This is a genomic window from Rhizobium sp. 9140, from assembly GCF_900067135.1.
GTDB lineage: Bacteria > Pseudomonadota > Alphaproteobacteria > Rhizobiales > Rhizobiaceae > Ferranicluibacter.
Genome location: NZ_FJUR01000001.1, coordinates 1,179,296 through 1,206,230, shown reverse-complemented (window position 1 = coordinate 1,206,230; position 26,935 = coordinate 1,179,296). Strand labels below are relative to the sequence as shown.

Below are 26,935 nucleotides of genomic sequence, written 5' to 3'. Positions count from 1 at the left end.
CACACCCCGCTGGGCACACATGGAGATGAGAAGCATGGACGACATCAAGCCGGTCGAGATCGTCATCGACGGGAAGACGCGCCTGTTCGACGTCGACACGCCGGACCTGCCGGACTGGATCACCAAATCCGCCATGGCCTCCGGCGGCTACCCCTATGAAAAGAAGCTGAGCAAGGGCGTCTTCAAGGCTGAGCTGGAAAAGCTGCAGATCGAGCTGGTGAAGGTGCAGACTTGGCAGCAGGCAAGCGGCAAGCGCGTCATCGTGCTGTTCGAGGGGCGCGACGCGGCCGGCAAGGGCGGCGCGATCCACGAAACCCGCGCCTATATGAATCCCCGTACGGCCCGGATCGTCGCCCTGACCAAGCCGACGGAGACGGAGAGCGGGCAATGGTATTTCCAGCGCTACATCTCGCATTTCCCGACGAAGGGCGAGTTCGTGCTGTTCGACCGGTCCTGGTACAATCGCGCCGGCGTCGAGCCGGTCATGGGCTTCTGCACGCCCGCCGAGTACGAGCATTTCCTCAGACAAGTCCCGGCATTCGAGAAGCTGATCGTCGAAGAGGGTATCGTGCTCTTCAAGATCTGGCTGGAAATCGGGCAGGAAATGCAGCTGATGCAGTTCCATCAGCGCCGCCACGATCCGCTGAAGGTGTGGAAGCTCTCACCCATGGACATCGAGGCTTTGTCGCGCTGGAACGACTATACCGAGAAACGCAACCGCATGCTGAAGGAAACCCACAAGGGCAAGGCGCCCTGGACCGTGATCCTCGGCAACGACCGCCGCCGCGCCCGGCTGAACCTCATCCGCCATATCCTGACGGGACTCGACTATACCGGCAAGGACGAGAAGGCGATCGGCGAGATAGACGGCAAGATCCTGAACTCAGAGCACCATTTTCTCAAATCGTGATGTCCTGACGGGGTCAGCGACAAGGCGGCGCCTGGATCCGGTGCCGCCGTTCGTCTCACTGTCCGGGCAAGAGCCGGATGGCATAGAGATCCAGACGACCGCCATTGGCGGTGACGTCGCTGTTCAAAAGGATACGGCCAGGGCCGTTTGGCGACATCGTCCGGTCGAAGCTGATCTTGAACAGCATGTCGCTCTTCTCGTCATTGACCGTAAACCGATGACGGCCGCAATCGCCGAGGGATGCGAAGTCGCATTCCACCGAGAACTGGGTCGGCTTGCCGTTTGCCGATTGAACGCTGAGGGCGATGGTGGAAGTCTGCCCCGACATGCGCTGCAGCGCCGACGCCGGCACCTCGATGGCGACGTTGCCGCTGGCGTCGCCCGCGCCAGACGCGATGCGGAGCCGTGCACCGCCCTCGTCGCGCACCACTTCGGTACGAACGCGCGCGCCTGGCGTAACGCCGCCCGTGGCGGTCGGCAGATAGAGATCGACCCAATCTGCCGTGAAGCCGGCCTGGGCACCGAGCGTTCGCAGGCCTGCGCCGCCATCGAAATCCTCCGCGGCCACGGTCGGCGGAGGTGCCGGCTGGCCCTGCGGGCGTTCGAGAAGACCCGTGCTCATCACCCACCACGTGGCACTGCCGACGGCTGCCACGAGCACGGCCGCAACCATGAGAATGGAGGCGATGCGCCCGCCGCGGCCACGGCGCCGGCGCAGCACGAGCGGCTCCGCCCCGGGAAGGCCAAGATCGTTGACGGCATCGCGTGCCTGCGCGCCAGGCCGCTTGGAATCGCGAACCGGCGCGACCATCGGCGTTGGCGTTTCCGTAAACGGTGCATCATCGTGCTCGCGGTGCCGGTCGCCGCGCTCAACCCTGCCATCTCCGCGCGGTCCATCCACGTCAGGGGCATCGAACGAGGGGCCGTCACGTCGGGACGAGGGGCGCTCGGCAGTCACCTCGGCAAACCCGGGCTCCTGCCGTTCGGCATCGCGGACGCTTGCACGCTGCTCCGCACGCGGAGCGTCGGCAATGGTCACGTGGGGCTCGGCAGGATATGCAGGCTCTGCGGGATTTTGCGGAGGAACTGTGGAAGGAGAGACGGGGGCCGGAGAGAATGGGGCTGGAGAAACTGGGGAATGAACGACCGAGAGATCGCGAAGAGCCGCCCGTTCCTGCTGTTCGATCGCGTGAATGGTGACTTCCAGACGGTGCCGCTGCTGGGCGACGACGGTTTCGTCAAGGACGTTCTGCTTGCGCAGGCCGGCTTCGAGCGCGTTTCGTGCCGACTGGTAGATCCGCGCGCGCGTTTCCGCACTTGCCCGGTCGGAGCGCTCCAGCGCCTGCTTGATGGCCGTTTCCAGTCCGCTCACGGTAATCCCTTGCCACCTTGGGCCTGCGCTTGGGGCATCCGTGAGGATGCCGGTGCCGAAACGCAGGAAAGCACGTTCACTTTTCGGTAACGATTGACGTCTCGTTACGCAAGTCCGCGCAATGCACATAGGCTGGTATGAGCACCTTTCCAGCCTCTTCCGGCAGTGTTCGGATCGTGACACACTGTTCAACCATCTGAAAAGCAACGGATCTGCGGATTGGACACGCGTGTCGCAGGACGCCATGATGCCCTACCGCAAGTACCCAGCCGCATCTCACGATACCCCTCTTGTCAGACCTGCCATCCCGCGGTTATCTTCCGTTTACGCAAACGTCAATTAAGAGAGAGCACCATGGCCCTGCCGCCGATCCTGTCCCGTCTTCGCATTCCCGTCGTATCGGCGCCGCTGTTCATCATATCGCATCCGGCGCTGACCATCGCCCAGTGCAAGGCCGGCGTCGTCGGCTCCTTCCCGGCGCTCAATGCCCGACCGGAAGCGCAGCTCGATGAGTGGCTGGCGATGATCACGGAGGAGCTGGCCGCCCATGACAAGGCGAACCCGGACAGCCCGTCCGCGCCCTTCGCCGTCAACCAGATCGTCCACCGCTCCAACCGACGGCTGGAACACGACCTGATGCTGTGTGCGAAGTACAAGGTGCCGATTGTCATCTCCTCACTCGGCGCCGTGCCGGAGGTGAATGCGGCCGTGCACAGCTATGGCGGCATCGTGCTGCACGACGTGATCCATGATCGTCATGCGCGCTCCGCCATCAACAAGGGCGCAGACGGGCTGATCGCCGTTGCGGCCGGCGCCGGCGGCCACACCGGGGCGCTGTCGCCCTTTGCGCTCATCCAGGAAATCCGCAGCTGGTTCTCCGGCCCTCTCCTCCTGTCCGGCGCGATTGCCAATGGCGGCGCGGTGCTGGCGGCGCAGGCCATGGGCGCAGACCTCGCCTATATCGGCTCGGCCTTCATTGCGACCGAAGAAGCCCGGGCGAGCGACGGCTACAAGCAGATGATCGTCGACAGCAAGGCGAAGGACATCGTGGAAACGCCGCACTTTACCGGCGTCAACGGCAACTATCTCCGCCCCTCCATTTCCGCCGCCGGACTGGACGCCGACAACCTGCCCGTTGCCGACGCTGCCACCATGGACCTCGAGGCCGCCGTCGGCACCGGTGCGAAAGCCTGGCGCGACATCTGGGGCTCGGGCCAGGGCATCGGCGCCATCACAGCCGTCACCCCTGTCGCAAAACTCGTGGAGCGTCTGGAAACGGAATACAACGCGGCCCGCGCCCGCCTCTCGCTGTAGCGGCTCCACGATATTCCCGCGGGCAGCCACCCTGCCCGCGTCAGTTTTTCCCTCGACAGACGAAGAGACCGCTTGAATTCCCCGAACTTTGCAGGTATCAGCCCCTCACAACACAGGCTGAACCCTTTGGTTCGCCCGGTGAGCCGCTTTAGCTCAGGTGGTAGAGCACATCATTCGTAATGATGGGGTCGCAGGTTCGAGTCCTGCAAGCGGCACCAATTCCTTTTATCAATTATTATAGGGACCTTGGCATTCTGCTGGGCGTAATCGTGCGTCTGCTCGCTTTCACAGCCGATTGGCTTCTCACCAATTGGCTATCCGCGCGCACTCAAGCTGACGCGTCGGTCAATACTTAAGAGGCAGTGAGAGCTGCGAACCAAAACGAACGAAGGCAGAGCCGCTTGAGTGTGGCTCTGCCTTCGACGGTTCTCAGTCTGTAGCGGCGGCGTCAGGCCGCGGCGATGGCCTTTTCGATATCCTGGATCGAGTGCCCCGTGAGATCCTTGTCCAGTTCTCCGACGAGCGCGTCGGACAGGGCCTTGCGATAGCCCTTTCGAAGCTCACCGAGTGTGCGTGGCGCCGCGATGATCACGAGCTTCTTGATCTTGCCGTCGAGGACGCGCTTGTTCAGAAGATCGACCACGCCTGCGGTGAAACCGTCTTCGTCCTGCTGACCATCGCTCGGGTTGGCGGCGCTGCTGGAATGGCGGCCACCGGAGGGGATTTTCGAGTCATCGACCTCGGCGTCGGGCAGGGCTTTGAGCTGAATGTCGGATGCCTGGCCCTCGTTCTTGAAAAGAACGAGCTTTTTGCCATCGGCAACGGCGACGACTGCATTTTGGGGAAGGTCCATGATAATCTCCGTTGTCATGACGCATGAGGTAAGCGGTTTTGCCATGCTCTGCGCGTACCCGATACAAGCCTTCCAAGCCGCTTTTCGTTCCGCTTCCATTGAGCGAAACGATCGCTCGTCGCCTTCGACGATCCTTATGGGACTTCGAACACACGCCGTCAGGTTGCGCTGGAAAAGTGCCTCAGACGGACGGCATGCGCCCGACGTCGGGTCCGAAACCGACCCATCGTCCATCTGCACAGCCTGCCGCTCCGGACATCATCGCGAAGGAGCCGAAGCGGATTTAGTCCTGCTTCGTCGCGCTAGACATCTCTACTCGACCCACTCGTTGCTGAACGTCAGGCGAGCGACGGTGATCGTTCTGCCTGTCTCGTCGCGGACGGTGAGGGAGATGGTGCCGTTGCGGGTTTCCGGCATTTCGTCCCGGGCGATATCCCCGAGAATGCGGGCGACCTCCATGGCGACGGACTCGCGCGAGACCATGTCCTGGCCTTCCTCGTCCAACACAGGACCATCTCCATTGTGAAGATCAAAGAAATAGCGGCTCATCACATGTCTCTACGTTCTCAGTGCGTTTGCGCCACGCTAAGCTGGAGACGAACCTTTTGTTCCGACGTGACCGGGCGTCCGTTCGTAAAACATGCGCACGGCGATGCCGTCGTGCGTTTTGCGCTTGCCGTCTTTCAAACACCGCTGTTTAAAATGCGCCGCGGCCCCGGCCGGCCTGCGCGCGGCTTGTCTCTACCGGTTCATTCTCGAAGGCCTTCATCGTGATCGACATTCTCATTCAGAACCTCGCCAATCACGACATCGTTTCGGAGGATGAGCGAAGCCTTATGAGATCCCTTGCCACCCGCGAGCGGTCGTACGAGGTTGATGAGGACCTCGTGTCGGAGAATACGCGGCCCTCCTACAGCACGCTGCTGACCGCAGGCTTTGCAGCACGCTACAAGCTGACGCCGGATGGCACGCGGCAGATCACGGCGCTGCATGTTCCCGGCGATTTCGTCGATCTGCATGCTTTCCTCCTGAAAACGATGGACCACGGAATCATCGCGCTTTCACCCTGCCGCGTCATGCAGATCGATCATACCGAACTGGAAACTTTGACGCGGAAAGCCCCGCACCTGACGCGGCTGCTCTGGCTGAAGACGATCATCGACGGCGCGATCCACCGCGAATGGATCGTTGCCATGGGCCGTCGCTCAAAGCGCGCGCATCTTGCCCATCTCATCTGCGAGCTGCATATGCGCCTGCAGGCGATGGGGCTGACGCAGGACCTGAGCTTCCACTTCCCCCTGTCGCAAGGAGAGATGGCGGACGTGCTCGGGCTGTCGCTCGTCCACATGAACCGCACCATCCAGAACCTGCGCAAGGACGGCCTGATCAGCTGGGTCAATCACACGGTGACAATTCTCGACTGGGACGAGCTTCGTGACATCGCGGATTTCGATCCGACCTATTTGAGCCTGACCGTGGAGCCGCGCTGAGTTGGCTCTTTACATGGGCCAGTAGGCATCCGACTGATAATCGTCCGGGATGCTTTCGAGGCTCGAGAGCGCCAGCGCGATCGCCATGATCTGAAGATGCTTAATGTGGACCTCGCGCGGCATGTCGATGCCGGTTGCGAGCGAACGCACGCGATGACGCTCATGGCCGAGCACGGACAGTCTCCGGCGCGCCTCCGCCTCGACATCGCGAGCACCGACCGGTGCCTCGCCGCGATCGGCATCATCCTTTCCGACAAGTCTCAGTCCCATTCTCTGCCCCAGGAAACGAACCCGCCACCATGATGGCGGAAACGGTTCGTTTCTCAAGTCGCAGAAGTAAGGAGCGAAACCTTGGATAGGATAGGGTGGAGTTCCCGACGCTTAAGCCTGCTCGTTCTCCGGAACGTTGCGTCTCAGTTCGTCCAGCCACAGGCGTGCATTGCCGTCGGAAGGTGCGCGCCAGTCGCCGCGCGGCGAGAGAGATCCGCCGGAGGTGACCTTCGGGCCGTTCGGCGAGGCAGAGCGCTTGAACTGGCTGGTCGTGAAGAAGCGGAACAGGAACGCTTCCAGCCATTTGCGGATGGTAGCGAGATCGTAGGCGTTCCGGCTCTCCTCGGGGAATCCCGTGGGCCAGGCACCGGCCTTTGCATCATGCCAGGCATGCCAGGCGAGAAACGCGACCTTCGAAGGCTTCAGACCGAAACGGGTGATGTAGTAGAGCGCGAAATCATGCAGTGCATATGGGCCGATCTTGTCCTCCGTGCTCTGGATCGCGCCGGTTTCGTCGGCCGGCACGAGCTCGGGCGAGATAACGGTGTCGAGAACATCGGCGAGCGTCGCATTCGTCTCAGCATCGAAGAGGTTCTTGGCGATGATCCAGCGGATCAGGTGCTGGATGAGGGTCTTCGGCACGGAGGCATTGACGTTGTAATGGCTCATGTGGTCGCCGACACCATAGGTGGACCAGCCAAGCGCGATCTCCGAGAGATCGCCGGTGCCGAGCACCAGCGCGTCGTAGCGGTTGGCAGCGCGGAACAGGAAATCGGTGCGCAGGCCTGCCTGTACGTTTTCGAAGGTGATGTCGTAGACCGGCTTCCCTTCGGCGTAAGGGTGCTTCAGGTCCTTCAGCAGTTGTTCTGCCAGCGGCTTGATGTCGATCTCGTCGGCAGTGATGCCGAGCGACCGCATCAGCTTCCAGGCGTTCGTCTTCGTTACGTCGCCGGTGGCAAAGCCCGGCATGGTGAAGCCGAGAATGCCGGAGCGCGGCAGGCCCAACTGGTCGAAGGCGCGTGCGGCGACGACGAGGGCATGAGTGCTGTCGAGACCGCCGGAGACGCCGATGCAGATCTTCTTGATGCCGGTCGCCTGCAACCGCTTCATCAGGCCCTGAACCTGGATGTTGTAAGTCTCGTAGCAATCCTGATCGAGCCGGGCGGGATCGGCGGGCACGAAAGGATAGCGCGAGATGCCGCGCTCGAACCCAATATCACCCCTATCCGGCTCAAACTGGAACTCAACCGTGCGGAAGGTCCGATCATCGCGGTGCTGATGGTTGGCAGCATCGTTGAAGGTGCCTGTGCGCAGGCGTTCGAGCAGCAGTCGGTCGACGTCGATATCGGCCACGCACATCTGGGGGCCGCTTGGAAAGCGTTCCGTCTCCGCCAGGAAATTGCCGAGTTCGTAGATGCAGGCCTGTCCGTCCCAAGCAAGGTCGGTGGTGGATTCGCCCGGACCGGCGGCGGCATAAACATAGGCGGCAAAGCAGCGGCTGGACTGGGAGCCCGCAAGCTGGCGGCGCGTTTCGGCCTTGCCGACGGTAATGTTGCTGGCCGAGAGATTGGTGAGGATCAGCGCGCCTGCGAGCGCGCCGAAATCGCTCGGCGAGGCGGCGATCCAGACATCCTCGCAGATTTCGATATGAAAGACGAAGCCGCGCACGTCCGTTGCCGAAAACAAGAGATCCACGCCGAACGGCGCCATTTGGCCCGCAACTGCGATGGTCTCGCCGCGAATGTCGCGCCCGGCAGCGCACCAGCGCTTCTCGTAGAACTCACGATAGTTCGGCAAATAGCTCTTTGGCACAACACCGAGGATGCGGCCGCGATGGATGGCGAGGGCGCAATTATAGAGCCGGCCGTTCTTCGGGATCGGCGCGCCGACGAGGAGGACAGGCGACAGGGTGCGGCTTTCCTCCACGACGCGGGCGAGAGCCATGTCCACCGCCTCATGCAGCGCCGCCTGGCCCAGCAGGTCATCGAGCGTGTAGCTGGAAATGCAGAGTTCGGGGAACACCATCAGACCGACGGAACGGGCATGTCCGTCGCGCGCAAGCGCGATCACCTGTTCGGCATTGAAAGCGGGGTCGGCAACCTCGCAGCGCGGCGTGCAGGCTGCAACGCGAACAAAACCCTGATCATAGGCTGAAAAGAAATTCACCGGCACGCATCCCGTGTTGATCGCTGTCGCAACCATACTTAAGGCAGGCGGCGGTTCGGGAAAAGGCTTTGTGCCCTGCTTTGCAGGCCTATCAGGCCTGCTTGATCAGCTTGGCGGTCTGCTCGGGCACGGGCGTCGTTACTTCGTGCAGCCATTCGCGCCAGATGGCGACGATCAGCGCCATCAGCACCGGCCCGACGAAAAGGCCAAGGAAGCCCATGGTCTTCACGCCACCCACGAGGCCGAAGAAGGTCGGCAGGAACGGCAGTTTAATCGGCCCGCCGACAAGGCGCGGACGGAGCGTCTTGTCGACGATGAAGAGCTCGATCGTGCCCCAGGCAAAAAGGGCGAAACCGGCAACCGGCGCACCGCTGGCCAAGAGATAGACGGAGACCAGCGTGAAGCAGAGCGGCGCGCCGCCGGGGATGAGCGCCATGAAGCCGGTGATAATGCCGAGGGTGACCGGTGACGGCACGCCGGCGATCCAGTAGGCAACGCCGAGCACGATGCCTTCGCCGATGGCGATGAGGCCCATGCCTGTGACGGTGGAGGAGATGGTGAGCGGCACGATGCGCGACACGCGCTCCCACCGCATGGGGAGAATGCGCTCGCCGAGCTTGTCGAGTTGCGCCACGAATTTCTCGCCGTCGCGATAGACGAAGAACAGGGTGATGAGCATGAAGAGCAGTGTTAGCAGCGAGCGCGCAGCCCCTGCCCCGACCACGAGCGCACCGCGATAGATGCTGCCGATATTGGAGCCGCTGACCAGTTGCACGAGTTCGCCGAGCGCACCGGGATGCCCGACATATTTCGCCCATTGCACACCGAGCCAGGCCCCGCCGAACGGCAGTTGCAGCACCCAGGCTGGCACATCGGCGCCGACGGAATTGGCCTCGACCGCCCATCCGACCCAGCCGCGGAACTCATCGACCGCATAGATGGCGGCGAAGGTGACGGGCGTCACGATGAAGGCGACGACGAGGATGATGGCAATCGTGGCGCCGATGGTGCGATTGCCGTTTACCGCCACCAGCAGACGGCGGTAGAGCGGCCAGCTGGCAAAACCGATGACGACCGCGGCCAGAACCGGCACGAGAAAGCCGTGAAAGAAATAGGCCCCGGCAAGGAGGATGAACACGAGCAGCCAGCGTGCGGCCGATGCGGGTCCGACCAGCGCCGAACGATCATAGGCTGGACGGCCGAACAGCCGCGGCTCTGCAGGCTGGTTTTCCAATTCGCGATGGCGCACCCGGTACCTCCGTCAGGCTTCCGCCTGCAATTGCCTTATCCACTCTCTATACAGCCGAATGGCAAGCGCGGGATGACAATTCCACAAACGGAGCCAAAATATGGCGACAGCTGGAATGGGTTTCCGTGCGAAATCGCTCAAATGCGCCGCGATGAACGCTCGACGGCAACGGAAACCACGAAGATCCCGATGCCGAACACGGCCATGACGGCGCCGACGAGGCCGGTGGACGTCCAGCCGTAACCCGCCGCGATGGCCATGCCCCCGAGCCAGGCACCCAGCGCGTTGGCAAGGTTGAAGGCGGAGTGCATAAGCGCTGCGGCGAGCGTCTGCGCATCGCCGGCCACATCCATCAGGCGGGTCTGCATGGCCGGCACCATCAGAAAGCCAAAGCCGATGGAGAGGATGTTGAACATCGCGATCGCTGGCGAATACATCGTGGCGTAGAACAGCAGGAGTGCGGCGAGATTGAAGACGAGGCCGAGGCCGATCGCCTTGAGGAGCGACCAGTCGGCGAGCCGCGCGCCGATGATGTTGCCGAGGATCATGCCGGCACCGAAGACGGACAGCATCAGCGGCACGCTGGAGAGCGACAGGCCCGCCACCTCCGTCAGGGCCGGCGTGATATAGCTGAAGGTCGCGAACATGCCGCCGCAACCGATCGCGCAGATGCCGAGGGTCAGCCAGACCTGCAGCTTCTTCAACGCGCCGAGTTCGCGCAACGGCGAAGACGCGGCATTGCCGCGATCCTTCGGCACGAAGACCATGGTGAGCACGATGGTCAGCAGGCTGATGCAGCCGACGATGGCGAAGGCGGCGCGCCAGCCGAGCGCCTGACCGAACCAGGCGGCAAGCGGGGTGCCGAGCAGTGTGGCAATGGTGAGGCCCATCATGACACGACCGATGGCGCGGCCTCGCTGGTGCGGCGCGACCATGCCGGCGGCCACGAGCGCGGCAACGCCGAAATAGGCCCCGTGCGGCAGGCCGGCGAGAAACCGGGCCGTAACCAGCAGACCGAAGGACGGCACGAGCGCGCTGGCGATATTGCCGAGCGCGAACAGCGCCATGAGCGTCAGGAGCACGGTGTGGCGGGCATATCGTGCCGCGACCACGGCGATGAGCGGCGCACCGACAACGACCCCGAGCGCATAGGCGCTGATGACGATGCCGGCCCGCGGCACGGACACCGCGAGATCCTGAGCAACCTGGGGCAGCAGGCCCATGATCGCGAACTCGCCCGTACCGATGCCGAACCCGCCGACGGCCAACGCGACTTCCGCCATGGACACGCCGCCAAAGCGGGCGACGGGGTGAGACGGAAGCGCGGTATCAGACATGGCTTTGATCTTGCGTCGAGACCGCATAGGGCCTCAGGAAAGAGTGCGGCAGCCGGCGCGACGACGCAGCCGGGCGTATGCCGTCACGGGCTGGCGTAAACCTTATCCGGCGCCGCCGCAAAGGCTCGGTGATTAGCCATGCGCTTACGGAAGAGGACCCATGCTTTGGCGACATGGCTTATTGACGCTTACGTGTAGGTCATATAATCCAAAAGACACTTGAAGGCGCTGCTGAAGAGCATAGACTTCGACACCGGCCCACTCGAGAGACGTGGGGCATCTGGAGGATTGCCGGGCGACACAAACACCGGCACAGGGAGGACGAACATGCCCGATACGGCCAGCCGGACACAATCGATGTTGCCTGACAGGCCCTGGCTTGCGTCCTACCCCGTCGGCATGCCGACGGACATCGCCGCCAGCCCCTACCCATCCCTTGGTCATATGTTCGAGACGTCGTGTACCAAACACGCAGATCGTCCGGCCTATACCTGCATGGGCACGACGATCACGTTCGGCGCCCTCGCGAAAACCGTTGACGCCTTTGCCGCCTACTTGCAGTCGACAGGGCTGAAACAGGGCGACCGCGTGGCCGTCATGATGCCGAACGTGTTGCAGAACCCCGTGACGATCTTTGCGATCCTGCGGGCGGGCCTCGTCGTCGTCAACGTCAACCCGCTCTACACGCCTCGGGAACTCGAACATCAGCTGAAGGACAGCGGCGCCAAGGCCATCGTCGTTCTGGAAAATTTCGCCCACACCGTCGAACAGGTGGCATCCAAGACCTCGCTACAGCACATCGTCGTCGCATCGATGGGCGACCTGCTCGGCGCCAAGGGGCTTCTCGTCAACTTCATCGTCCGTCGCGTGAAAAAGCTGGTTCCGGCATGGTCGCTGCGCGGTCATGTCAGGTTCAACACGGCTATCGCCAAGGGCAAACGCCTGACGCTTGCCACGCCCGACACCAGGGCCGGCGATATCGCATTTCTTCAGTATACCGGTGGAACGACAGGCGTTTCCAAGGGCGCCGTTCTGACGCATGCCAATCTTCTGGCAAATGCGGCGCAGATGAGCCTCTGGATCGAGACGGCCTTCATCAACAAGCCGAAGCCCGAGACGCTTGTCTTCCTCTGTGCGCTGCCGCTCTATCATATCTTCGCGCTCACCGTGAACGGCCTGATGGGACTGGTTCTCGGCGGCCACAATATCCTCATTCCGAACCCGCGTGACATCCCGTCGCTGGTCAAGGAATTCGGCAGTCACAAGGTCACGATCTTTCCGGGCCTCAATACGCTGTTCAACGCCCTTCTGAACAATGGTCCGTTCCGCGCGCTCGACTTCTCGTCGCTGGTGCTCACCTTTGGCGGCGGCATGGCCGTACAGCGGCCGGTGGCGGAGCGCTGGGAGAAGGTAACGGGCTGCCCGATCAAGGAGGGTTACGGCCTGTCGGAAACCTCGCCGGTTGCGACGGCCAATCGCCTGGACCTGCCGGACTTTACCGGGACCATCGGCCTGCCTTTGCCTTCGACCGACATCGAAATCCGCAACGAGGCCGACCAGAACGTGCCGATCGGCGATATCGGTGAGATCTGCATTCGCGGACCGCAGGTCATGCCCGGCTACTGGAACAAGCCGGAGGAAACCGCGCAGGCGATCTCCAAGGACGGCTTCTTTCGCACCGGCGATATCGGCCGCATGAGCCCGGAGGGATTGATCAAGATCGTGGACCGCAAGAAGGACATGATCCTCGTCTCCGGCTTCAACGTCTTCCCGAACGAGATCGAGGAAGTGGTGATGTCCTATCCCGGCGTTCTGGAATGTGCCGCCATCGGCATTCCGGACGCGCATTCCGGCGAAGCCGTGAAGCTGTTCGTCGTCCGTCGCGACCCCAACGTGACAGAGACCGAGATCCGTGCGCATTGCAATGACGGGCTGACCAACTACAAACGCCCGCGCATCATCGAATTTCGCGACGACCTGCCGAAATCCAATGTCGGCAAGATCCTGCGCAAGGAATTGCGCAGCTGAGAGATCAAGCGGGGGCATGTCCTTGAATGTCCTAGCCCTCCACGAATATCCGGGCGCCCGCGAAAATCGGGCGCCGAGGCTTGATTTGCGGTGACCAAACGCACTAGCTATCGCGGCTGATAAAAACCATTGAAAGCATGTCCGGCGAACGGCCCGAGGCCCTGACCGGAACTGCCAAGGAGCCGATGATGAAAGCGCTGGTCGAAGAGCTGAAGAGCACCGCCACCGAGACAGACGCCACCGACATTCGTGCAGCCTTCGCTGCCGATCCGCAGCGCTTCCAGCGCTTCTCCGTGACGCTCGACGACATCCTGTTCGACTACTCCAAATGCGCCGTGAACGAGCGTGTGCTGGACGGCCTGGAAGCCATTGCCAAGGCTGCGCGCGTCGCGGAAAAACGCGACGAGATGTTTGCCGGCAAGCCGATCAACTTCACCGAAGGCCGCGCCGTTCTCCATACGGCGCTGCGCAACCGGTCGAACACGCCGGTCCTGGTCGATGGTCGCGACGTGATGCCGGACGTCAACGCCGTGCTCGATGCCATGGGCACCTTTTCCGACAAGGTCCGCAACGGCGCATTGACCGGCGCAACGGGCAAGAAGATCACCGACATCGTCAATATCGGCATTGGCGGTTCGGATCTCGGCCCTGTCATGGCCACGCTGGCGCTGGCGCCGGAACATGACGGCCCGCGCGCGCATTTCGTTTCCAACATCGACGGTGCCCATATCGCCGATACTCTGAAGCTGCTCGACCCGGAAACCTCCCTCTTCATCGTCGCGTCGAAGACGTTCACGACGATCGAGACGATGACCAATGCCCAGACGGCGCGCGCCTTCATCGCCAAGGCGCTCGGAGAAAAGGCCGTCGGCCACCATTTCTGTGCCGTTTCCACGGCACTCGACAAGGTTGCCGCTTTCGGCATCGCCAGCGACCGCATCTTCGGGTTCTGGGACTGGGTCGGCGGGCGTTACTCCATCTGGTCGGCCATCGGCCTGCCGCTGATGATCGCCATCGGCAAGGAGAAGTTCGGCGAGTTCCTGGCCGGCGCGCATGCGATTGACGAGCATTTCAAGACGGCGCCGCTGCGGCAGAACCTGCCGATGCTGCTCGGCCTCATCGGCTACTACCACCGCAACGTGCTCGGCTATCCCTCCCGCGCCATCCTGCCCTACGACCAGCGCCTGTCGCGCTTTCCCGCCTATCTCCAGCAGCTCGACATGGAATCGAACGGCAAGGGCGTGACGCTCGACGGCACGCCGGTCGAAGGCAATTCCGGTCCGGTCGTCTGGGGCGAGCCGGGTACCAACGGGCAGCACGCGTTCTACCAGCTGATCCATCAGGGGACGACGGTCATTCCGGCCGAGTTCATGATCGCGGCCAACGCGCATGAGACGACGTTGCGCCACCAGCACGACCTCCTGATCGCCAATTGCCTTGCCCAGTCGGAAGCCCTGATGAAGGGCAGGACGCTGGAAGAGGCAAAGGCCCAGCTGACGGACAAGGGCATGGACGACGCCAAGGCCGACCACATCGCGCCGCACCGCGTGTTTACCGGCAACCGCCCGTCGCTGACCATCGTCTACGACAAGTTGACCCCGTTTGCGCTCGGCCGCATGATCGCGCTCTACGAACACCGTGTCTTCGTGGAAGGTGCGCTCTTCAACATCAACTCCTTCGACCAGTGGGGCGTGGAACTCGGCAAGGAACTGGCGACAGGCCTGCTGCCCGTGGTGGAAGGCAAGGAAAGTGCCGAAGGCCATGACTCGTCGACCGTCGGCCTCGTGAAGGCGTTGCTGGCAGCCAAGAAATAGGCTCCCCGACCGTCGAAAATCGGCCACCCGACAACGATCTTCCCCTGCGGGGGAAGATCCCTGGGTCGAGCGCCTACCCGCAGGTCCTAGTCTTCGGTGCCAGTGACGCGGGCAAAACTGTTGCCGCTCGGCGACACCGTCCGGGTTTCCGCCGGCTTACCTTTGTTTCCGGGAAACGTGATCGGATCACGCCTTGTGCCTGTGCGGGCTGGGGATAGAGATCAGGTCTCACCGGGACCCTGCTTATGACACCGACCGATATCGCCGATCCATTCTCGCGCCGCACCTTCCTGCTCGGCGCGCTGTCCGCTGCCGCCACGATGGCCGGCTGTACGACCTCGACCGGCGTGCGCACGCCGCCCGTGCCGCCCGTGATCAGCCGGCCGATCCTGCCGCCGACGGAGGCAGAGCTCGCCGTGATGTATGGTGCGGTGGAAGATGACGGCATTCTCATTCCCGCCATCCCCTACCGCGAGATCGATCCGCGCTTCTATCGGCAGCGCGTGGCCAACACGACGGGCGAGCCGGAAAACACCGTCGTCGTGGATACGCCCGGCCGATTCCTCTATATCACCGAGCCCGGCGGCACGGCCATGCGCTACGGCGTCGGCATCGGCCGCGAGGGCTTTGCCTGGCAGGGCGAAGGCATCATTCACTGGCGCCAGCACTGGCCGCGCTGGAAGCCGCCGAACGAGATGGTGGCGCGCCAGCCGGAGCTTGCGCGCTATTCCATCGAGAACGGCGGCATGGAGCCGGGCCTGAAAAACCCGCTCGGTGCGCGCGCGCTCTATATCTTCCAGAACGGGCAGGACACGCTGTACCGCCTGCATGGCAGCCCGGAATGGCGCTCGATCGGCAAGGCCGTATCCTCCGGCTGCGTGCGCCTGATCAATCAGGATGTCATCGACCTCTATACGCGCGTCCCCTATCACGCGCGCATCGTCGTGCATCAGTAGGAGCATCGTCGGCGCGCCTCAGGATTGGCGCGCCGCATTCTCAAACGTTACAGGCCGATCTCGTAGGCCCAGGGCGGATTGGCGCCGGCGCGGGAGACCGTGACGGAAGCGGCCTTCGCACCGAGTGCGAGGGCCGCCTGGATGGCGTCGTCGCTCAGGGTCGCGATGGCATCCTTCGTGAGCAGGTTGTTCATCTTCAGCGATGCCAGAATGCCCGCATCGAAGGTATCGCCGGCACCGACCGTATCGACCACCGTCACCTTTTCGCCGGGTACGGACACTTTGCCGCGAACCGTATAGGCATCGGCACCATCAGCGCCCTTGGTGATGACGACGAGCTTCGGGCCACGGGCGAGCCAATGCCCGACCAGCGTTTCGTGATCTCCTTCCTCACCGAACCAGTCGAGATCCTCGTCGGAAAACTTGACGATATCCGACATGGCGGCCATGCGCAGCATACGCGCCTTATGGGCGTCTGCATCCTTGATGAAGCCGGGGCGGATGTTCGGGTCGAAGGAGATCACGCGCTTCTTGTGCTCGCGCGTCATCAGTGCCTCATAGGTCGAGCCGCAGGGCTCGGGGATGAGGCTGATGGCGCCGAAATGCAGGGCCTCGCAGAAATCGCCGAGTGCCGGCAGATCCGCTTCCGTGATCATCCGGCCGGCGCTGTTCTCGTCGAAGAACGCGTAAGTGGCCGAGCCGTTGACCAGCTTGACCACGGCAAGCGTCGTGTGGAGATCGGATGTGGCCGACGGGGCGAAATCCACATTGCTGCTTTTCAGCGTGTCGCGGAGGATATCGCCGAACATATCGCTGGAGAGGCCGGTGAAAAAGCCGGTGGGAATGCCAAGGCGCCCGAGCGCAATCGCCGTATTGAAGATCGCGCCGCCCGCATAGGGCGCGAAAGCGGGTTCGCCGAGCGTGGATTCGCGCGGCAGCATATCGATCAGGGCTTCGCCGCAGCAGATGATCATGGGTCTTCCTCTTGGGATACTAAGCGTTGCAGTCAATGGGCTTGTCGGGCGATCGGCTTCTGACGGGCTCAGCCCGCCAGGCTGGAGATACCGCCGTGGCGGCCCGACCATTCGAGCGGCGCATCGAGGAAGGCCTCGACGCTTGCCAGCGTGTCCGCATCGAAAAGCTTGTCTTCCCGAGCTACGGCCAGCACATTGCGCCATGTCGCGATGTTGTGGAGGGTAATGCCCTTTCTGGCCATGTTGGCGCGGCCTTCCGGGAAGATATCGTAGTAGAACAGCGCCATGCCGTGATCGACCACGCCGCCGGCGGCGCGGATGGCATCGATGAAGGTAAACATCGAGACGCCGGCCGTCGTCAGGTCCTCGATGACGAGAACGCGCGCGCCCTCGGGCATGTGGCCCTCGATCTGGTTCGTCCGGCCATGGCCCTTCGGCGCCTTGCGCACGTAGATCATCGGTAGCGCCAGACGCTCGGCCAGCATCGCGGCAAAGGGGATGCCCGCCGTCTCGCCGCCGGCGATCACGTCGAATTTTTCAAAGCCCGCCTCGCGCATGACGGTGACGGCCGCAAAATCCATGACGGCGGAGCGGATGCGCGGATAGGAGATCAGCTTGCGGCAGTCGATATAGACCGGGCTCGCCATGCCGGAGGCAAGCTTGTAGGGCTGGTCGGCCCGGAAGTGCACCGCCTTGATCTCCCACAGCATTTTCGCCAGCAGTTCGGCCATGACGGCCTTGTCGGGGAAGGATGTGGGAATCATGGTGCGGTTCCTTATGGTCCAAGGCTCATGGCGTGGCGGCAGATAGTTCCTGCGTCAGGACCTCTGCTCACAGAATGTGATGCGGTTAGCGAAGGGATCGGTGACCGTGACTTGCAGTCCCCAGGGGACTGTTTCCAGACCCGGCTTCATATAGGCATAGTTGCGGCCGGCAAGCTCGGCCTGCAGCGACGTCGCATCGCCGACCGGCACGAAGATGCGGGTGCCGGGCGTCGTGTCGCCCGCATGTTCGCTCAGATGAAGTGTCAGCCCATCGCGCGAGACCTGCGCATAAAGGGGCATGGTCTCGGCAAAACGATGCTCCCAATCCAGCGTGAAGCCGAGAAAGTCCAGATAGAACTCCATGGCCTTCTCGACCGAGAAGATCCGCAAGATCGGGATCGCCGGCTTGATACCGGCCTCCGCGCGCCCGTCAGCCATGCGCTTCCTCCACGGCCCAGTGCAGCGGGAACATCGGGTCGAACACCGTCACCGGCCCGGCGCCCGTCTCGATCTTGGTGGGATACGCCACCGGCTCGCCGCGGCGGACAAGCGTGATCGTCTCCTCGTTGACCGGCAGGCCGTACCACGCGGGACCGTTGCGGGAGGCGAAGGTTTCGAGCTTTTCGAGCGCATTTTCCTGCTCGAAGACATGGGCAAGGCAGCTCATCGTGTTGACGGACGTGTAGATGCCCGCACAACCGCAGCCGCATTCCTTCAGCGGATCGACATGCGGGGCGCTGTCGGTGCCGAGGAAGAACCTGGTATCGCCTGATGCCGCGGCCTTGCGCAGCGCCAGCCGGTGCACCTCGCGTTTGGCAACGGGCAGGCAGTAGTAATGCGGGCGGATGCCGCCGACGAGCAGCGCGTTGCGGTTGATGATCAGGTGGTGGGTCGTGATCGAGCCGGCGAGGTTCCTCTCGGCGCTTTTGATGTAATCGACGCCATCCTGCGTCGTCACATGTTCCATCGTCACCTTGAGGTCCGGCAGGCGACGGCGCAAGGGGTCGAGGACGGTCTCGATGAAGACGGCCTCGCGGTCGAAAATATCGACCTCCGGCGTCGTGACCTCGCCATGGACGCAGAGCGGCAGGCCGATCTCGGCCATTTTCTCCAGCACCGGCATGACCTTCTCAAGGTCCCGGACGCCGCCATGGGAATTGGTGGTGGCACCGGCGGGGTAGAGCTTGACGGCATGAATGAGCCCGCTCGCCTTGCCATGCGCAACGTCGGCCGCCTCCGTGTGCTCCGTCAGATAGAGCGTCATCAGCGGCTCGAAACGGTCGCCAGCGGGCAGTGCCGCGAGGATGCGGGCGCGATAGGCCTCGGCATCTGCCGTGGTCACCACAGGCGGCACCAGATTGGGCATGATGATGGCGCGGACGAAGTGGCGGCTGGTGTCGGGCAGCACGCCCTTCAGCATGTCGCCGTCACGCAGGTGCAGGTGCCAATCGTCAGGCCGGCGGATGGTGAGGGTCGTCGTCGGGTGGTCGCTCATCGTCTGCCTCTCCTCCGGCGGATATCCGCAATCCCCGAAACGAGGACGAGACAATCCGCATCGCTCTCGCGGTGGTGTCGTCTAGCCCAAAGCCTCGGGCTGACCGCTCCCGTTTGCCTCATCGAGGCCGGGATGACAATGGTCATATGCTCCCTTCGATCACGGCTGCTCGAAAACCTCCAGCGTGACATCGGCCGGCCGGGAACCGTTGCAGATGCGCTCGCCGTTCGGCAGGTCGTTGCCGTAGAGTTTCCACTGGATGGCCTCCTCGTCGAGACCGTAATGGATCCAGCGCTGGCGCAGGCGTTCCTCAAGCACGGCATAGGCCGGGCCGACGAAGATCGTCAGGTCGAAGAGCGGTGCGAGCCGGGTCCATGGCGCCTCGTCCAGCAGCAGGTAGTTGCCCTCGGCGAGGATGAAGCGGGTCTCCGGCGCAACGGCGCGGGCCGACGCGATGGCGATCTCGCGGGAGCGGTCGAAGACCGGCACCAGCACCTCCTCGTCGCCGCGGCGTACGGCCGTGACGATATCGAGGAAGCCGCGCACGTCGAAGGTTTCCGGCGCGCCCTTGCGTTTCAAGAGGCCGCGCTTCTCTAGGATGCCATTATCCATGTGGAAACCGTCCATGGGCAGAATGGCGGATGTTTCGCCGCGTACCGCAAGCTCCGCATGCAGCGCGTCGGCCAGCGTCGACTTGCCGGCGCCCGGAGGGCCGGCAATCCCCACGATGAAACGGGCGGCACCGACCGCCCGGTCGAGAACGAGATCGGCAATCTCGCCAACGGTCCGTGTCATGCCGCCAGCGCCTCGCGCGGGGGTTCCTTGGCGCCGGTCATGAAGGCCACGGCATCCGACATTGTATAATCCTTCGGATTGATGACGCAGAGGCGCTTACCGAGGCGGTGGATATGGATGCGGTCGGCGACCTCGAAGACATGCGGCATGTTGTGCGAGATGAGCACGATGGGCATGCCGCGCGAGCGCACGTCGAGGATCAGTTCCAGCACGCGCCGGCTTTCCTTGACGCCGAGGGCCGCCGTGGGTTCGTCGAGAATGACGACCTTGGAGCCGAAGGCTGCGGCGCGGGCCACGGCCACGCCCTGACGCTGGCCGCCGGAGAGCGTTTCCACGGCCTGGTTGATGTTCTGGATGGTCATCAGCCCAAGCTCGGACAGCTTGTCGCGGGCGAACTTTTCCATCGCGCTCTTGTCGAGCATGCGGAACACCGAGCCGAGCACGCCGGGTTTGCGGATCTCGCGGCCGAGGAACATGTTATCGGCAATCGACAGCGCCGGAGATACGGCAAGGTTCTGGTAGACGGTCTCGATGCCGGCCTTCTGCGCCTCGATCGGCGATTTGAAGCTGATCAGCTGGCCGTCGAGTCGGATCTCGCCTTCGTCGGGCTTGATCGCGCCGGAGATCGCCTTGATCAGCGAGGACTTGCCGGCACCGTTGTCGCCGATGACCGCGAGGATCTCACCCTTGTGCAGATCGAAATCCGCATGATCGAGGGCGGTGACCCGACCGTAGCGCTTGACGAGACCGCGGCCGGTCAGAAGAGGTGCTTCATTATAGGCGGGAGCGTTCATCAGCCTGCTACCTTTCTGATCCACTGGTCGATGGCGACGGCGGCGATGATGAGAACGCCGATCATGAAATAGGTCCATTGCGGGTCGGTGCCGATGAGGCGCAGGCCAAGCTGGAAGACGCCGACGATGAGCGCTCCGAACAGCATGCCCATGATCGAGCCACGTCCGCCGAAGAGCGAGATGCCGCCGATCACGACGGCCGTGATGGATTCGATATTGGCGAACTGGCCGGCGGTCGGGGAGACCGAACCGATACGACCGATGAGAGCCCAGCCGGCAAGAGCACAGATGATGCCGGAAAGCGTGTAGACCGAGAGGAGCATGCGCTTGACGTTGACACCCGCAAGTTCGGCTGCGACCGGATCGTCGCCGACGGCATAGAGATGGCGTCCCCAGGCGGTCTTGTTCAGGACGTACCAGAGAAGGGCGACGACCAGGATCATGGCGACAACGCCATAGGTGAACACGGCACCGCCGATGCGGAACGTGTAGCCGAACAGCTTGAGAAGCGGCGCAGTCGCCTCGATATCCTGGCTGCGGATCGTCTCGTTGGCGGAATAGAGGAAGTTGGAGGCGAGGATGATCTGCCACATGCCGAGCGTGACGATGAAGGGCGGCAGCTTCATGCGGGCAATCAGCCAGCCATTGATGGCACCGCAGAGCGCGCCGACGCCAAAGCCGGACAGGATCGCGACTTCGACAGGCAGGCCGTAGCGGAAGACGAACTGGCCCATGACGACGGAGGAGAGCACCATGATGGCGCCGACCGAGAGATCGATGCCTGCCGTCATGATGACCAGCGTCTGCGCCGCACCGACGATGCCGACGATGCCGACGATCGCCACCTGCTGCAGGATCAGCGTCATCGAGAAAGCGGAGAAGAATTTCGATCCGAGGATCGATCCGAAGATGATCAGCGACAGCACGAGCACGATCAGCGGAACCGCAGAGGGCCGCGAGTGCAGGAAATGCTGGAAGTGCTGGACGGGTGTCTTGCGGTCGGTGTCGAAAGACGCAACCGTCTTGGAACTGCCGGACAGGACGGACTCGAAGTCCTGCGAGGGCCGCGCAGCGGCTGTTGGCTCGCTCATCAATATATCCTCCGCTTGGCGGCCTGTGCAGATGACCTCGAACGAGAGGTCATGCCGGGCCGGGCGCTTCGTCGGGATGACGGGTCAAGATGGACTTATTTTGAAAAAAGGGCGGCTGAAGCCGCCCCTCGCATGTCGTATGGAAATGCGCAGATCAGCCCCAGCACTTGTCCGTGCCGGCCTTGATGTCGATCGATTCGACGCCTGCCGCAGGCTTGCCGGTGACGAGCGAGACGCCCGTGTCGAAGAAGGTCTTGCCGGGGGTCGGCTGCGGCTTTTCGCCGGTGTCAGCGAACTTCTTGATGGCCTCGACGCCGAGCGCCGCCATCTGCAGAGGATACTGCTGCGAGGTCGCGCCGATGACGCCGTCCTCGACGTTCTTGATACCCGGGCAACCGCCGTCGACGGAGACGATCAGCACGTCCTTCTCGCGGCCGACGGCCTTGAGCGCTTCATAGGCGCCGGCAGCGGCCGGCTCATTGATCGTGTGTACGACGTTGATGGTCGGATCCTTCTGGAGAAGATTTTCCATGGCGGTACGACCGCCTTCTTCGTTGCCGTTGGTGATATCGTGACCGACGATGCGGGCGTCGTCCTCGTCACCGATCTTGTTCGGGTCCTTCGGGTCGATGCCGAAGCCCATCATGAAGCCCTGGTCGCGCATGACATCGACGGACGGCTGCGAGGGGGTGAGGTCGAGGAAGGCGACCTTCGCGTCCTTGGCGGCATCGCCGAGGGTGGCAGCAGCCCACTGGCCGATCAGCTTGCCAGCGAGAAGGTTGTCGGTCGCAAACGTCGCATCGGCACTGTCGGCCGGTTCCAGCGGGGTGTCGAGCGCGATGACGAGAAGACCGGCGTCGCGGGCCTGCTTGACGGTGGGGACGATGCCCTTGGTGTCGGACGCGGCGATCAGGATACCCTTGGCGCCATCGGCGATGCAGGTTTCGATGGCGGCAACCTGGCTTTCGCTATCACCGTCGATCTTGCCGGCATAGGCCTTGAGCGTCACGCCCAATTCCTTGGCCTTGGCCTCGGCGCCTTCCTTCATCTTGACGAAGAAGGGGTTCGTGTCGGTCTTGGTTATAAGGCAGGCGGTCACGTCGGCAGCCTGTGCCGAGCCCGCGAAAACGACGCCGAGCGCCAGCGCGCCGAGACCGGCGGTTACGAGATTCTTCATGGATATCCTCCCAAGGATCAAATGGTGAGCCGGGTTCCCGGCCCGTCAGGCTTCGCGATCGTTACGTCCTCCGCAATGAAACCGCGCTTCCGTTAGCGAGCAAACACTAAACGTTTTTGCGTGTCAATAACTAAATCAAATTGATTTATTAAAAACCTGTGGCATTCTCTGCCTGTCGATTGTGCAGTCGCATGCCTAACATGCAGAGAAAAAGCGCAGGGACGGTTCCGGCACTGCGCCGGAACGGGAGGACTTGGAATGACGGACTTTACCGAACAGGAGACGCTGCCTGTTATGCCCGATGTCGTGGATCCCGCGGGCGGGGCAAACCAGACGCGCGTGCGCGCTCACAACGAGCGCCTCGTCATGTCGCTTGTGCGTCGCCACGATGGCCTGTCGAAGGCGGATATCGCGCGCCGGTCGGGTCTTTCGGCGCAGACCGTGTCGGTGATCATGCGCGCGCTGGAGAAGGACGGGCTGCTCATCCGGGGCGAGCCGACGCGAGGGCGCGTCGGACAGCCATCGGTGCCGATGCATCTCAATCCATCCGCCGTCTACTCCTTCGGCGTCAAGATCGGCCGGCGCAGCGCCGACCTCATTCTCATGGATTTCGTTGGCACCATCCGGCTCAATCTGCACCAGCCCTACCCCTACCCCATGCCGGACGACATCCTGGCCTTCATCACCGAGGGGGTGGCGAAGCTCGAGCGGATGCTGAGTGCCGACGAGCGGTCGCGCATCGCCGGCATCGGCATCGCCACCCCATTCGAGCTGTGGAACTGGGCGCCCGAAGTCGGTGCACCGAGCGAGGCCATGGAGCGGTGGCGGCATTTCGACCTGCAGGCTGCGGTGTCGGCGCGCACGTCCTACCCGGTCTACCTGCAGAACGACGCGACGAGCGCCTGCGGCGCGGAGCTCGTATTCGGTGTCGGCGCGAACTATCCGGATTTCATCTATTTCTACATCGGCTCCTTCATCGGCGGCGGTATCGTGCTGAACTCCGCGCTGTTCTCAGGCCGCACGGGAACCGCGGGAGCGCTCGGCCCCTTGCAGGTGCCGGGGCCGGACGGACGCACGCAGCCCCTTCTCAAGGTCGCGTCGATCTTCGTTCTTGAAAACATGCTAAGGGAGCGTGGTATCGATGCGCGGCCGCTCTGGTATACGGCCGAGGAGTGGATCGATTTCGGCGCGGCGCTGGAGGACTGGATCGTCCAGACGGCGGAAGCGCTCGCCCGCGCCATCATCTCCGCCGCCTCGATCATCGATTTTGCAGCCGCCGTCATCGACGGCGGCTTTCCAAGCTGGGTGCGCGCGCGCATCGTCGCCGCCACGCGCACGGCCGTGCAGGATCTCGATCTGCAGGGCGTCATCGTCCCCGATATCATCGAGGGCGCCGTCGGCTCCGAAGCGCGTGCCATCGGCGGAGCGAGCCTGCCGCTTTTCTCCCGCTATCTTCTCGACACCAATGTCCTCTTCAAGGAACCTGCCTGATGCTGAAAGGTCTTTCCCCTCTCCTGAGCCCCGACCTGCTCGCAACGCTCCGCGCCATGGGCCATGGCGACGAGATCGCCATTGTCGATGGCAACTATCCCGCGCTCGAACATGCCCGCCGACTGATCCGTCTCGACGGTCATGGCGTGGTGCCGGTGGTCGATGCCATCCTCAGCGTCATGCCGATCGACGATTTCGTGGACGAGGCGATTTTTCGCGCGACGGTGAAGCAGGACCGGGATCTTCTCGATCCCGTGCACGCGGAACTCATTGCCTGCTGCGCCCGGCACGAGCCGGAGAGGACCGTGGTGCCGCTGCTCGGCCCCGACTTCTATCCGCGGGTCAAGGCGGCGCACACCGTGGTGCAGACCAGCGAGCCGCGCCTCTACGGCAACATGATCCTTCGCAAGGGGGTCATCTATCCTGCAGGGTGATGCGCCATCCGAGAAACGAAAAACCCGCTGGATGTCGATCCGGCGGGTTTTTCATTGAGCGAAAGAGAGCCGATCAGGCGCGGCGCGCGTCCACTGAAAGGGCACCGGGGCCGAAGGCCGCGAGCAAGAGGAAACCGCCAGCCATGGCGAAGTTCTTCTGGAAGTTGATCGCCTGGCCCATGTCGGCAAAGTTGAAATGCGCGATGAACGCCGTGGCGATGCAGAAGGCGGCGAGGACATAGGCCGTCGGGCGCGTGAAGAAGCCGACGAGAATGAAGATGCCGCCGACGAGTTCAACGAGAGAGACGATCACTGCGGTCACCATCGGCACCGGCAGGCCGGCGCCGGCGAAGTAGCCGGCCGTTCCCGACAGGTTGGTGATCTTGCCGAAACCGGCGACGATGAAGATGATGGAGAGGAGAATGCGTCCGACGAGGACGATGGCGCTGGTGGACATGGGTGCGGGCTCCGTTGAGGAAGAAGATGCCTCAGCTTTAGCAACAATGCATGACAAACATAGCCTACGCGCTGACGACACATCGTTCACAAGGGGTGAACGACTTTGGTCAATCGTCAACTTCGACTGCCCGTTGCAACCGTGCGGGTCGGGATGCAGGCTAGCGGATCTCGCCCGCCTGCGGCCCCCAAGTATCTGTCAGCGCAAAGCCATCCGCCAGCGGATCGAAAGGATCCAGAGCAACCTGATGCAGGCCGAACGTCCAGCCGCGGCCCGAGATGGTGGGGATGATGGCAGGCCGGCCGGCGACTTCGGTCACGCTGTCCAGCCCGACCTCGAATTCGGAGCCGATGATCGAGCGGGACTTGAAGACATCGCCGGGCTTGGCGAGACCGCGGGCGTGCAGCGTGGCGAGGTTGGCGGAACTGCCCGTGCCGCAGGGAGAGCGATCGACCCGGCCGGGCCACATCGTCGTGCAGGTGCGCACCGTGCCATCGGCTTCGGTGCTGCGGAACATGACATAGGCGACGCCAGAAATTTCCGGGATCTCGGGATGAACCGTCGGGATGGTGCGGTTGACGATGTCCTTGATGATCATGCCGGCCTCGACGATCGCGCGGGCATTGGCTTTCTCGATCGTCGTGCCGATCTGATGAACGTCCACAAGGGCATAGAAGATGCCGCCATAGCAGAGATCGACCTTGATCGTGCCCCATTGCGGCGTGTCCACCGCAACATCCAGCGCCTGCACGAAGGACGGTGTCATCGTCAGCTTGACGCGCTCGCAGCGGCCGTCGCGGCAGGTCGCCGTCGCCTTGACGAGCCCGGCGGCGGTATCGAGCATGACGACCGTTTCCGGCTCCTTCATCTCGACGATGCCGGATTCGAGCAGCGCCGTGGTAACGCAGATGGAGTTGGAGCCGGACATGGCATGCGCCTGATCGGCCTGGAGAATGATGAAGCCGGCATCGGCCTCCGGACGCTTGGCCGGCACCAGCAGATTGACCGAGCCAATGGAGGCCGCGCGCGGCTCCAGGCACAGGAACCGCCGGAGGCTGTCATCCACCGTGTTGATGTGATGAAGCTGTTCGGCGATGGTGTTACCCGGAATTTTCGGCACGCCGCCGATGGCGACCTTGCCGATTTCGCCCTCGCAATGAACATCCAGCAGCTGGATCGTGCGCTTCCATCTCATCGGTCGACTCCTCTTGTGCCGTCACGTCGCGCAAGCTGGCGACAAAATGTGTACAGAGGTATTTACGCTTGTTCTCAGCTTTTGCCTAGGGACCCTCTTTCGATCGTTTGCGCATTTGCGACCCCGCGAGCGGCATAGCGCGGCATGCCTTTGCGTGCTAGATTCCCCCCATGATGCCTGCCGTCCCCACTGACGATTTCGACTGCCAGAGTTGCGGCGCCTGCTGCTCCTATTCCGCCGACTGGCCGCGCTTCTCGATGGAGAGCGAGGAGGAGCTGGCACGGATTCCGGAAGAGTTCGTCTCGACGGATCTTGGCGGCATGCGCTGTGAGAACGACCGGTGCTCGGCCCTGTCCGGTGTGCTGGGGCAGCATGTCGGCTGCGGCATTTACGATGTCAGGCCGATCGTTTGTCGCACCTGTATGCCGGGCGACGACGAGTGTCTGACAGCGCGACAGGCTTTATCGGCGCATGTCCTGCTTTAGGCGATCCGACGGCGTATTTTCTTA

The 26,935-nt window shown here is 63.0% G+C and carries 25 protein-coding genes, 1 tRNA gene and 1 pseudogene; 10 read left to right on the top strand and 17 right to left on the bottom strand.

Annotated features, from left to right (window positions below):
- Positions 1 to 25 precede the first annotated feature (25 nt).
- Positions 26 to 910 carry a polyphosphate kinase 2 gene (ppk2, locus tag GA0004734_RS05605; protein ID WP_245292485.1) on the top strand — a complete coding sequence of 295 codons (885 nt, stop codon included), beginning with the start codon at positions 26 to 28 and terminating at the stop codon, positions 908 to 910.
- 55 nt (positions 911 to 965) lie between these two features.
- Here ppk2 and GA0004734_RS05600 read toward each other — a convergent pair whose 3' ends face one another.
- Entirely contained in the window at positions 966 to 2,282 is a 1,317-nt protein-coding gene (locus GA0004734_RS05600; RefSeq protein WP_092931926.1) for a hypothetical protein, read from the bottom strand.
- Between the two features lie 354 nt (positions 2,283 to 2,636).
- Between GA0004734_RS05600 and GA0004734_RS05595 the strand changes: the two genes are divergently transcribed.
- Both GA0004734_RS05595 and GA0004734_RS05590 read left to right on the top strand, forming a co-directional pair.
- Complete coding sequence (locus GA0004734_RS05595) at positions 2,637 to 3,596, top strand: NAD(P)H-dependent flavin oxidoreductase (protein WP_092931924.1); 960 nt, start codon at positions 2,637 to 2,639, stop codon at positions 3,594 to 3,596.
- A 142-nt stretch (positions 3,597 to 3,738) separates the two neighbouring features.
- Positions 3,739 to 3,814, top strand: a tRNA-Thr gene (locus GA0004734_RS05590).
- 230 nt (positions 3,815 to 4,044) lie between these two features.
- Here the strand turns inward: GA0004734_RS05590 and GA0004734_RS05585 are convergent.
- Together GA0004734_RS05585 and GA0004734_RS05580 are read right to left on the bottom strand one after the other, a co-directional pair.
- Positions 4,045 to 4,449 (bottom strand): host attachment family protein, encoded by a 405-nt coding sequence (locus GA0004734_RS05585; protein WP_092931922.1) that lies wholly within the window; start codon positions 4,447 to 4,449, stop codon positions 4,045 to 4,047.
- Between the two features lie 312 nt (positions 4,450 to 4,761).
- The gene (locus GA0004734_RS05580) at positions 4,762 to 4,998 is read right to left on the bottom strand and encodes a DUF6894 family protein (RefSeq protein ID WP_092931920.1); all 237 of its coding nucleotides are present in this window, start codon (positions 4,996 to 4,998) and stop codon (positions 4,762 to 4,764) included.
- A gap of 221 nt (positions 4,999 to 5,219) precedes the next feature.
- Here GA0004734_RS05580 and GA0004734_RS05575 point away from each other — a divergent pair, with 221 nt between their 5' ends.
- On the top strand, positions 5,220 to 5,939 hold the full coding sequence (locus GA0004734_RS05575) for a Crp/Fnr family transcriptional regulator (protein WP_092931918.1): 720 nt from the start codon (positions 5,220 to 5,222) through the stop codon (positions 5,937 to 5,939).
- Between the two features lie 9 nt (positions 5,940 to 5,948).
- On the opposite strand, the gene GA0004734_RS05570 is transcribed toward GA0004734_RS05575, so the two are convergent.
- The 4 genes from GA0004734_RS05570 to GA0004734_RS05555 form a co-directional block, all read right to left on the bottom strand.
- Positions 5,949 to 6,209 carry a hypothetical protein gene (locus GA0004734_RS05570; protein ID WP_092931916.1) on the bottom strand — a complete coding sequence of 87 codons (261 nt, stop codon included), beginning with the start codon at positions 6,207 to 6,209 and terminating at the stop codon, positions 5,949 to 5,951.
- 111 nt (positions 6,210 to 6,320) lie between these two features.
- Entirely contained in the window at positions 6,321 to 8,375 is a 2,055-nt protein-coding gene (locus GA0004734_RS05565; RefSeq protein WP_092935955.1) for an NAD(+) synthase, read from the bottom strand.
- 91 nt (positions 8,376 to 8,466) lie between these two features.
- The gene (locus tag GA0004734_RS05560; protein WP_092931914.1) at positions 8,467 to 9,624 is read right to left on the bottom strand and encodes an AI-2E family transporter; all 1,158 of its coding nucleotides are present in this window, start codon (positions 9,622 to 9,624) and stop codon (positions 8,467 to 8,469) included.
- Positions 9,625 to 9,761: 137 nt separating this feature from the next.
- The gene (locus GA0004734_RS05555) at positions 9,762 to 10,961 is read right to left on the bottom strand and encodes an MFS transporter (RefSeq protein ID WP_092935953.1); all 1,200 of its coding nucleotides are present in this window, start codon (positions 10,959 to 10,961) and stop codon (positions 9,762 to 9,764) included.
- Between the two features lie 327 nt (positions 10,962 to 11,288).
- Here GA0004734_RS05555 and GA0004734_RS05550 point away from each other — a divergent pair, with 327 nt between their 5' ends.
- The 3 genes from GA0004734_RS05550 to GA0004734_RS05540 all read left to right on the top strand — a co-directional run bounded on the left by GA0004734_RS05550 (position 11,289) and on the right by GA0004734_RS05540 (position 15,759).
- Entirely contained in the window at positions 11,289 to 12,989 is a 1,701-nt protein-coding gene (locus tag GA0004734_RS05550) for a long-chain-fatty-acid--CoA ligase (protein WP_092931912.1), read from the top strand.
- A 188-nt stretch (positions 12,990 to 13,177) separates the two neighbouring features.
- The gene (pgi, locus tag GA0004734_RS05545) at positions 13,178 to 14,803 is read left to right on the top strand and encodes a glucose-6-phosphate isomerase (protein ID WP_092935951.1); all 1,626 of its coding nucleotides are present in this window, start codon (positions 13,178 to 13,180) and stop codon (positions 14,801 to 14,803) included.
- Positions 14,804 to 15,048: 245 nt separating this feature from the next.
- Positions 15,049 to 15,759, top strand: coding sequence for a L,D-transpeptidase family protein (locus GA0004734_RS05540; protein ID WP_092931910.1), 711 nt, complete (start codon positions 15,049 to 15,051; stop codon positions 15,757 to 15,759).
- Between the two features lie 47 nt (positions 15,760 to 15,806).
- Here the strand turns inward: GA0004734_RS05540 and GA0004734_RS05535 are convergent, their stop codons facing one another.
- From GA0004734_RS05535 to GA0004734_RS05500, 8 genes and pseudogenes are all read right to left on the bottom strand, one after another.
- On the bottom strand, positions 15,807 to 16,733 hold the full coding sequence (locus tag GA0004734_RS05535) for a carbohydrate kinase family protein (protein ID WP_092931908.1): 927 nt from the start codon (positions 16,731 to 16,733) through the stop codon (positions 15,807 to 15,809).
- Between the two features lie 68 nt (positions 16,734 to 16,801).
- Complete coding sequence (locus GA0004734_RS05530) at positions 16,802 to 17,497, bottom strand: orotate phosphoribosyltransferase (protein ID WP_092931906.1); 696 nt, start codon at positions 17,495 to 17,497, stop codon at positions 16,802 to 16,804.
- Positions 17,498 to 17,551: 54 nt separating this feature from the next.
- Positions 17,552 to 17,911: pseudogene (locus GA0004734_RS05525) on the bottom strand (glyoxalase superfamily protein); the annotation flags it as partial.
- A gap of 16 nt (positions 17,912 to 17,927) precedes the next feature.
- Positions 17,928 to 18,992, bottom strand: coding sequence for a dihydroorotase (gene pyrC, locus GA0004734_RS05520; RefSeq protein WP_092931902.1), 1,065 nt, complete (start codon positions 18,990 to 18,992; stop codon positions 17,928 to 17,930).
- A gap of 159 nt (positions 18,993 to 19,151) precedes the next feature.
- Positions 19,152 to 19,787: a nucleoside triphosphate hydrolase gene (locus GA0004734_RS05515; protein ID WP_092931900.1), complete on the bottom strand. Its 636-nt coding sequence runs from the start codon at positions 19,785 to 19,787 to the stop codon at positions 19,152 to 19,154.
- Positions 19,784 to 20,581, bottom strand: a complete 798-nt coding sequence (locus GA0004734_RS05510) for an ATP-binding cassette domain-containing protein (protein ID WP_092931898.1) — start codon at positions 20,579 to 20,581, stop codon at positions 19,784 to 19,786. The genes GA0004734_RS05515 and GA0004734_RS05510 overlap by 4 nt, the downstream gene beginning before the upstream one ends.
- Complete coding sequence (locus GA0004734_RS05505) at positions 20,581 to 21,672, bottom strand: ABC transporter permease (RefSeq protein WP_092931896.1); 1,092 nt, start codon at positions 21,670 to 21,672, stop codon at positions 20,581 to 20,583. Before GA0004734_RS05505 ends, GA0004734_RS05510 begins: the two co-directional genes overlap by 1 nt.
- 154 nt (positions 21,673 to 21,826) lie before the next feature.
- Entirely contained in the window at positions 21,827 to 22,849 is a 1,023-nt protein-coding gene (locus tag GA0004734_RS05500) for a sugar ABC transporter substrate-binding protein (RefSeq protein ID WP_092931894.1), read from the bottom strand.
- Positions 22,850 to 23,107: 258 nt separating this feature from the next.
- On the opposite strand from GA0004734_RS05500, the gene GA0004734_RS05495 reads away from it, so the two are divergent.
- Positions 23,108 to 24,340, top strand: a complete 1,233-nt coding sequence (locus GA0004734_RS05495; RefSeq protein ID WP_092931892.1) for an ROK family transcriptional regulator — start codon at positions 23,108 to 23,110, stop codon at positions 24,338 to 24,340.
- Positions 24,340 to 24,774, top strand: a complete 435-nt coding sequence (locus tag GA0004734_RS05490) for an RbsD/FucU family protein (RefSeq protein WP_092931890.1) — start codon at positions 24,340 to 24,342, stop codon at positions 24,772 to 24,774. The genes GA0004734_RS05495 and GA0004734_RS05490 overlap by 1 nt, the downstream gene beginning before the upstream one ends.
- Before the next feature lie 73 nt (positions 24,775 to 24,847).
- Here GA0004734_RS05490 and GA0004734_RS05485 read toward each other — a convergent pair whose 3' ends face one another.
- On the bottom strand, positions 24,848 to 25,231 hold the full coding sequence (locus tag GA0004734_RS05485; RefSeq protein WP_092931888.1) for a DoxX family protein: 384 nt from the start codon (positions 25,229 to 25,231) through the stop codon (positions 24,848 to 24,850).
- A 160-nt stretch (positions 25,232 to 25,391) separates the two neighbouring features.
- The gene (locus tag GA0004734_RS05480; protein WP_092931886.1) at positions 25,392 to 26,426 is read right to left on the bottom strand and encodes a proline racemase family protein; all 1,035 of its coding nucleotides are present in this window, start codon (positions 26,424 to 26,426) and stop codon (positions 25,392 to 25,394) included.
- A gap of 170 nt (positions 26,427 to 26,596) precedes the next feature.
- Here GA0004734_RS05480 and GA0004734_RS05475 point away from each other — a divergent pair, with 170 nt between their 5' ends.
- Positions 26,597 to 26,911 carry a YkgJ family cysteine cluster protein gene (locus GA0004734_RS05475; RefSeq protein ID WP_092931884.1) on the top strand — a complete coding sequence of 105 codons (315 nt, stop codon included), beginning with the start codon at positions 26,597 to 26,599 and terminating at the stop codon, positions 26,909 to 26,911.
- The last annotated feature ends 24 nt before the right edge of the window (positions 26,912 to 26,935 follow it).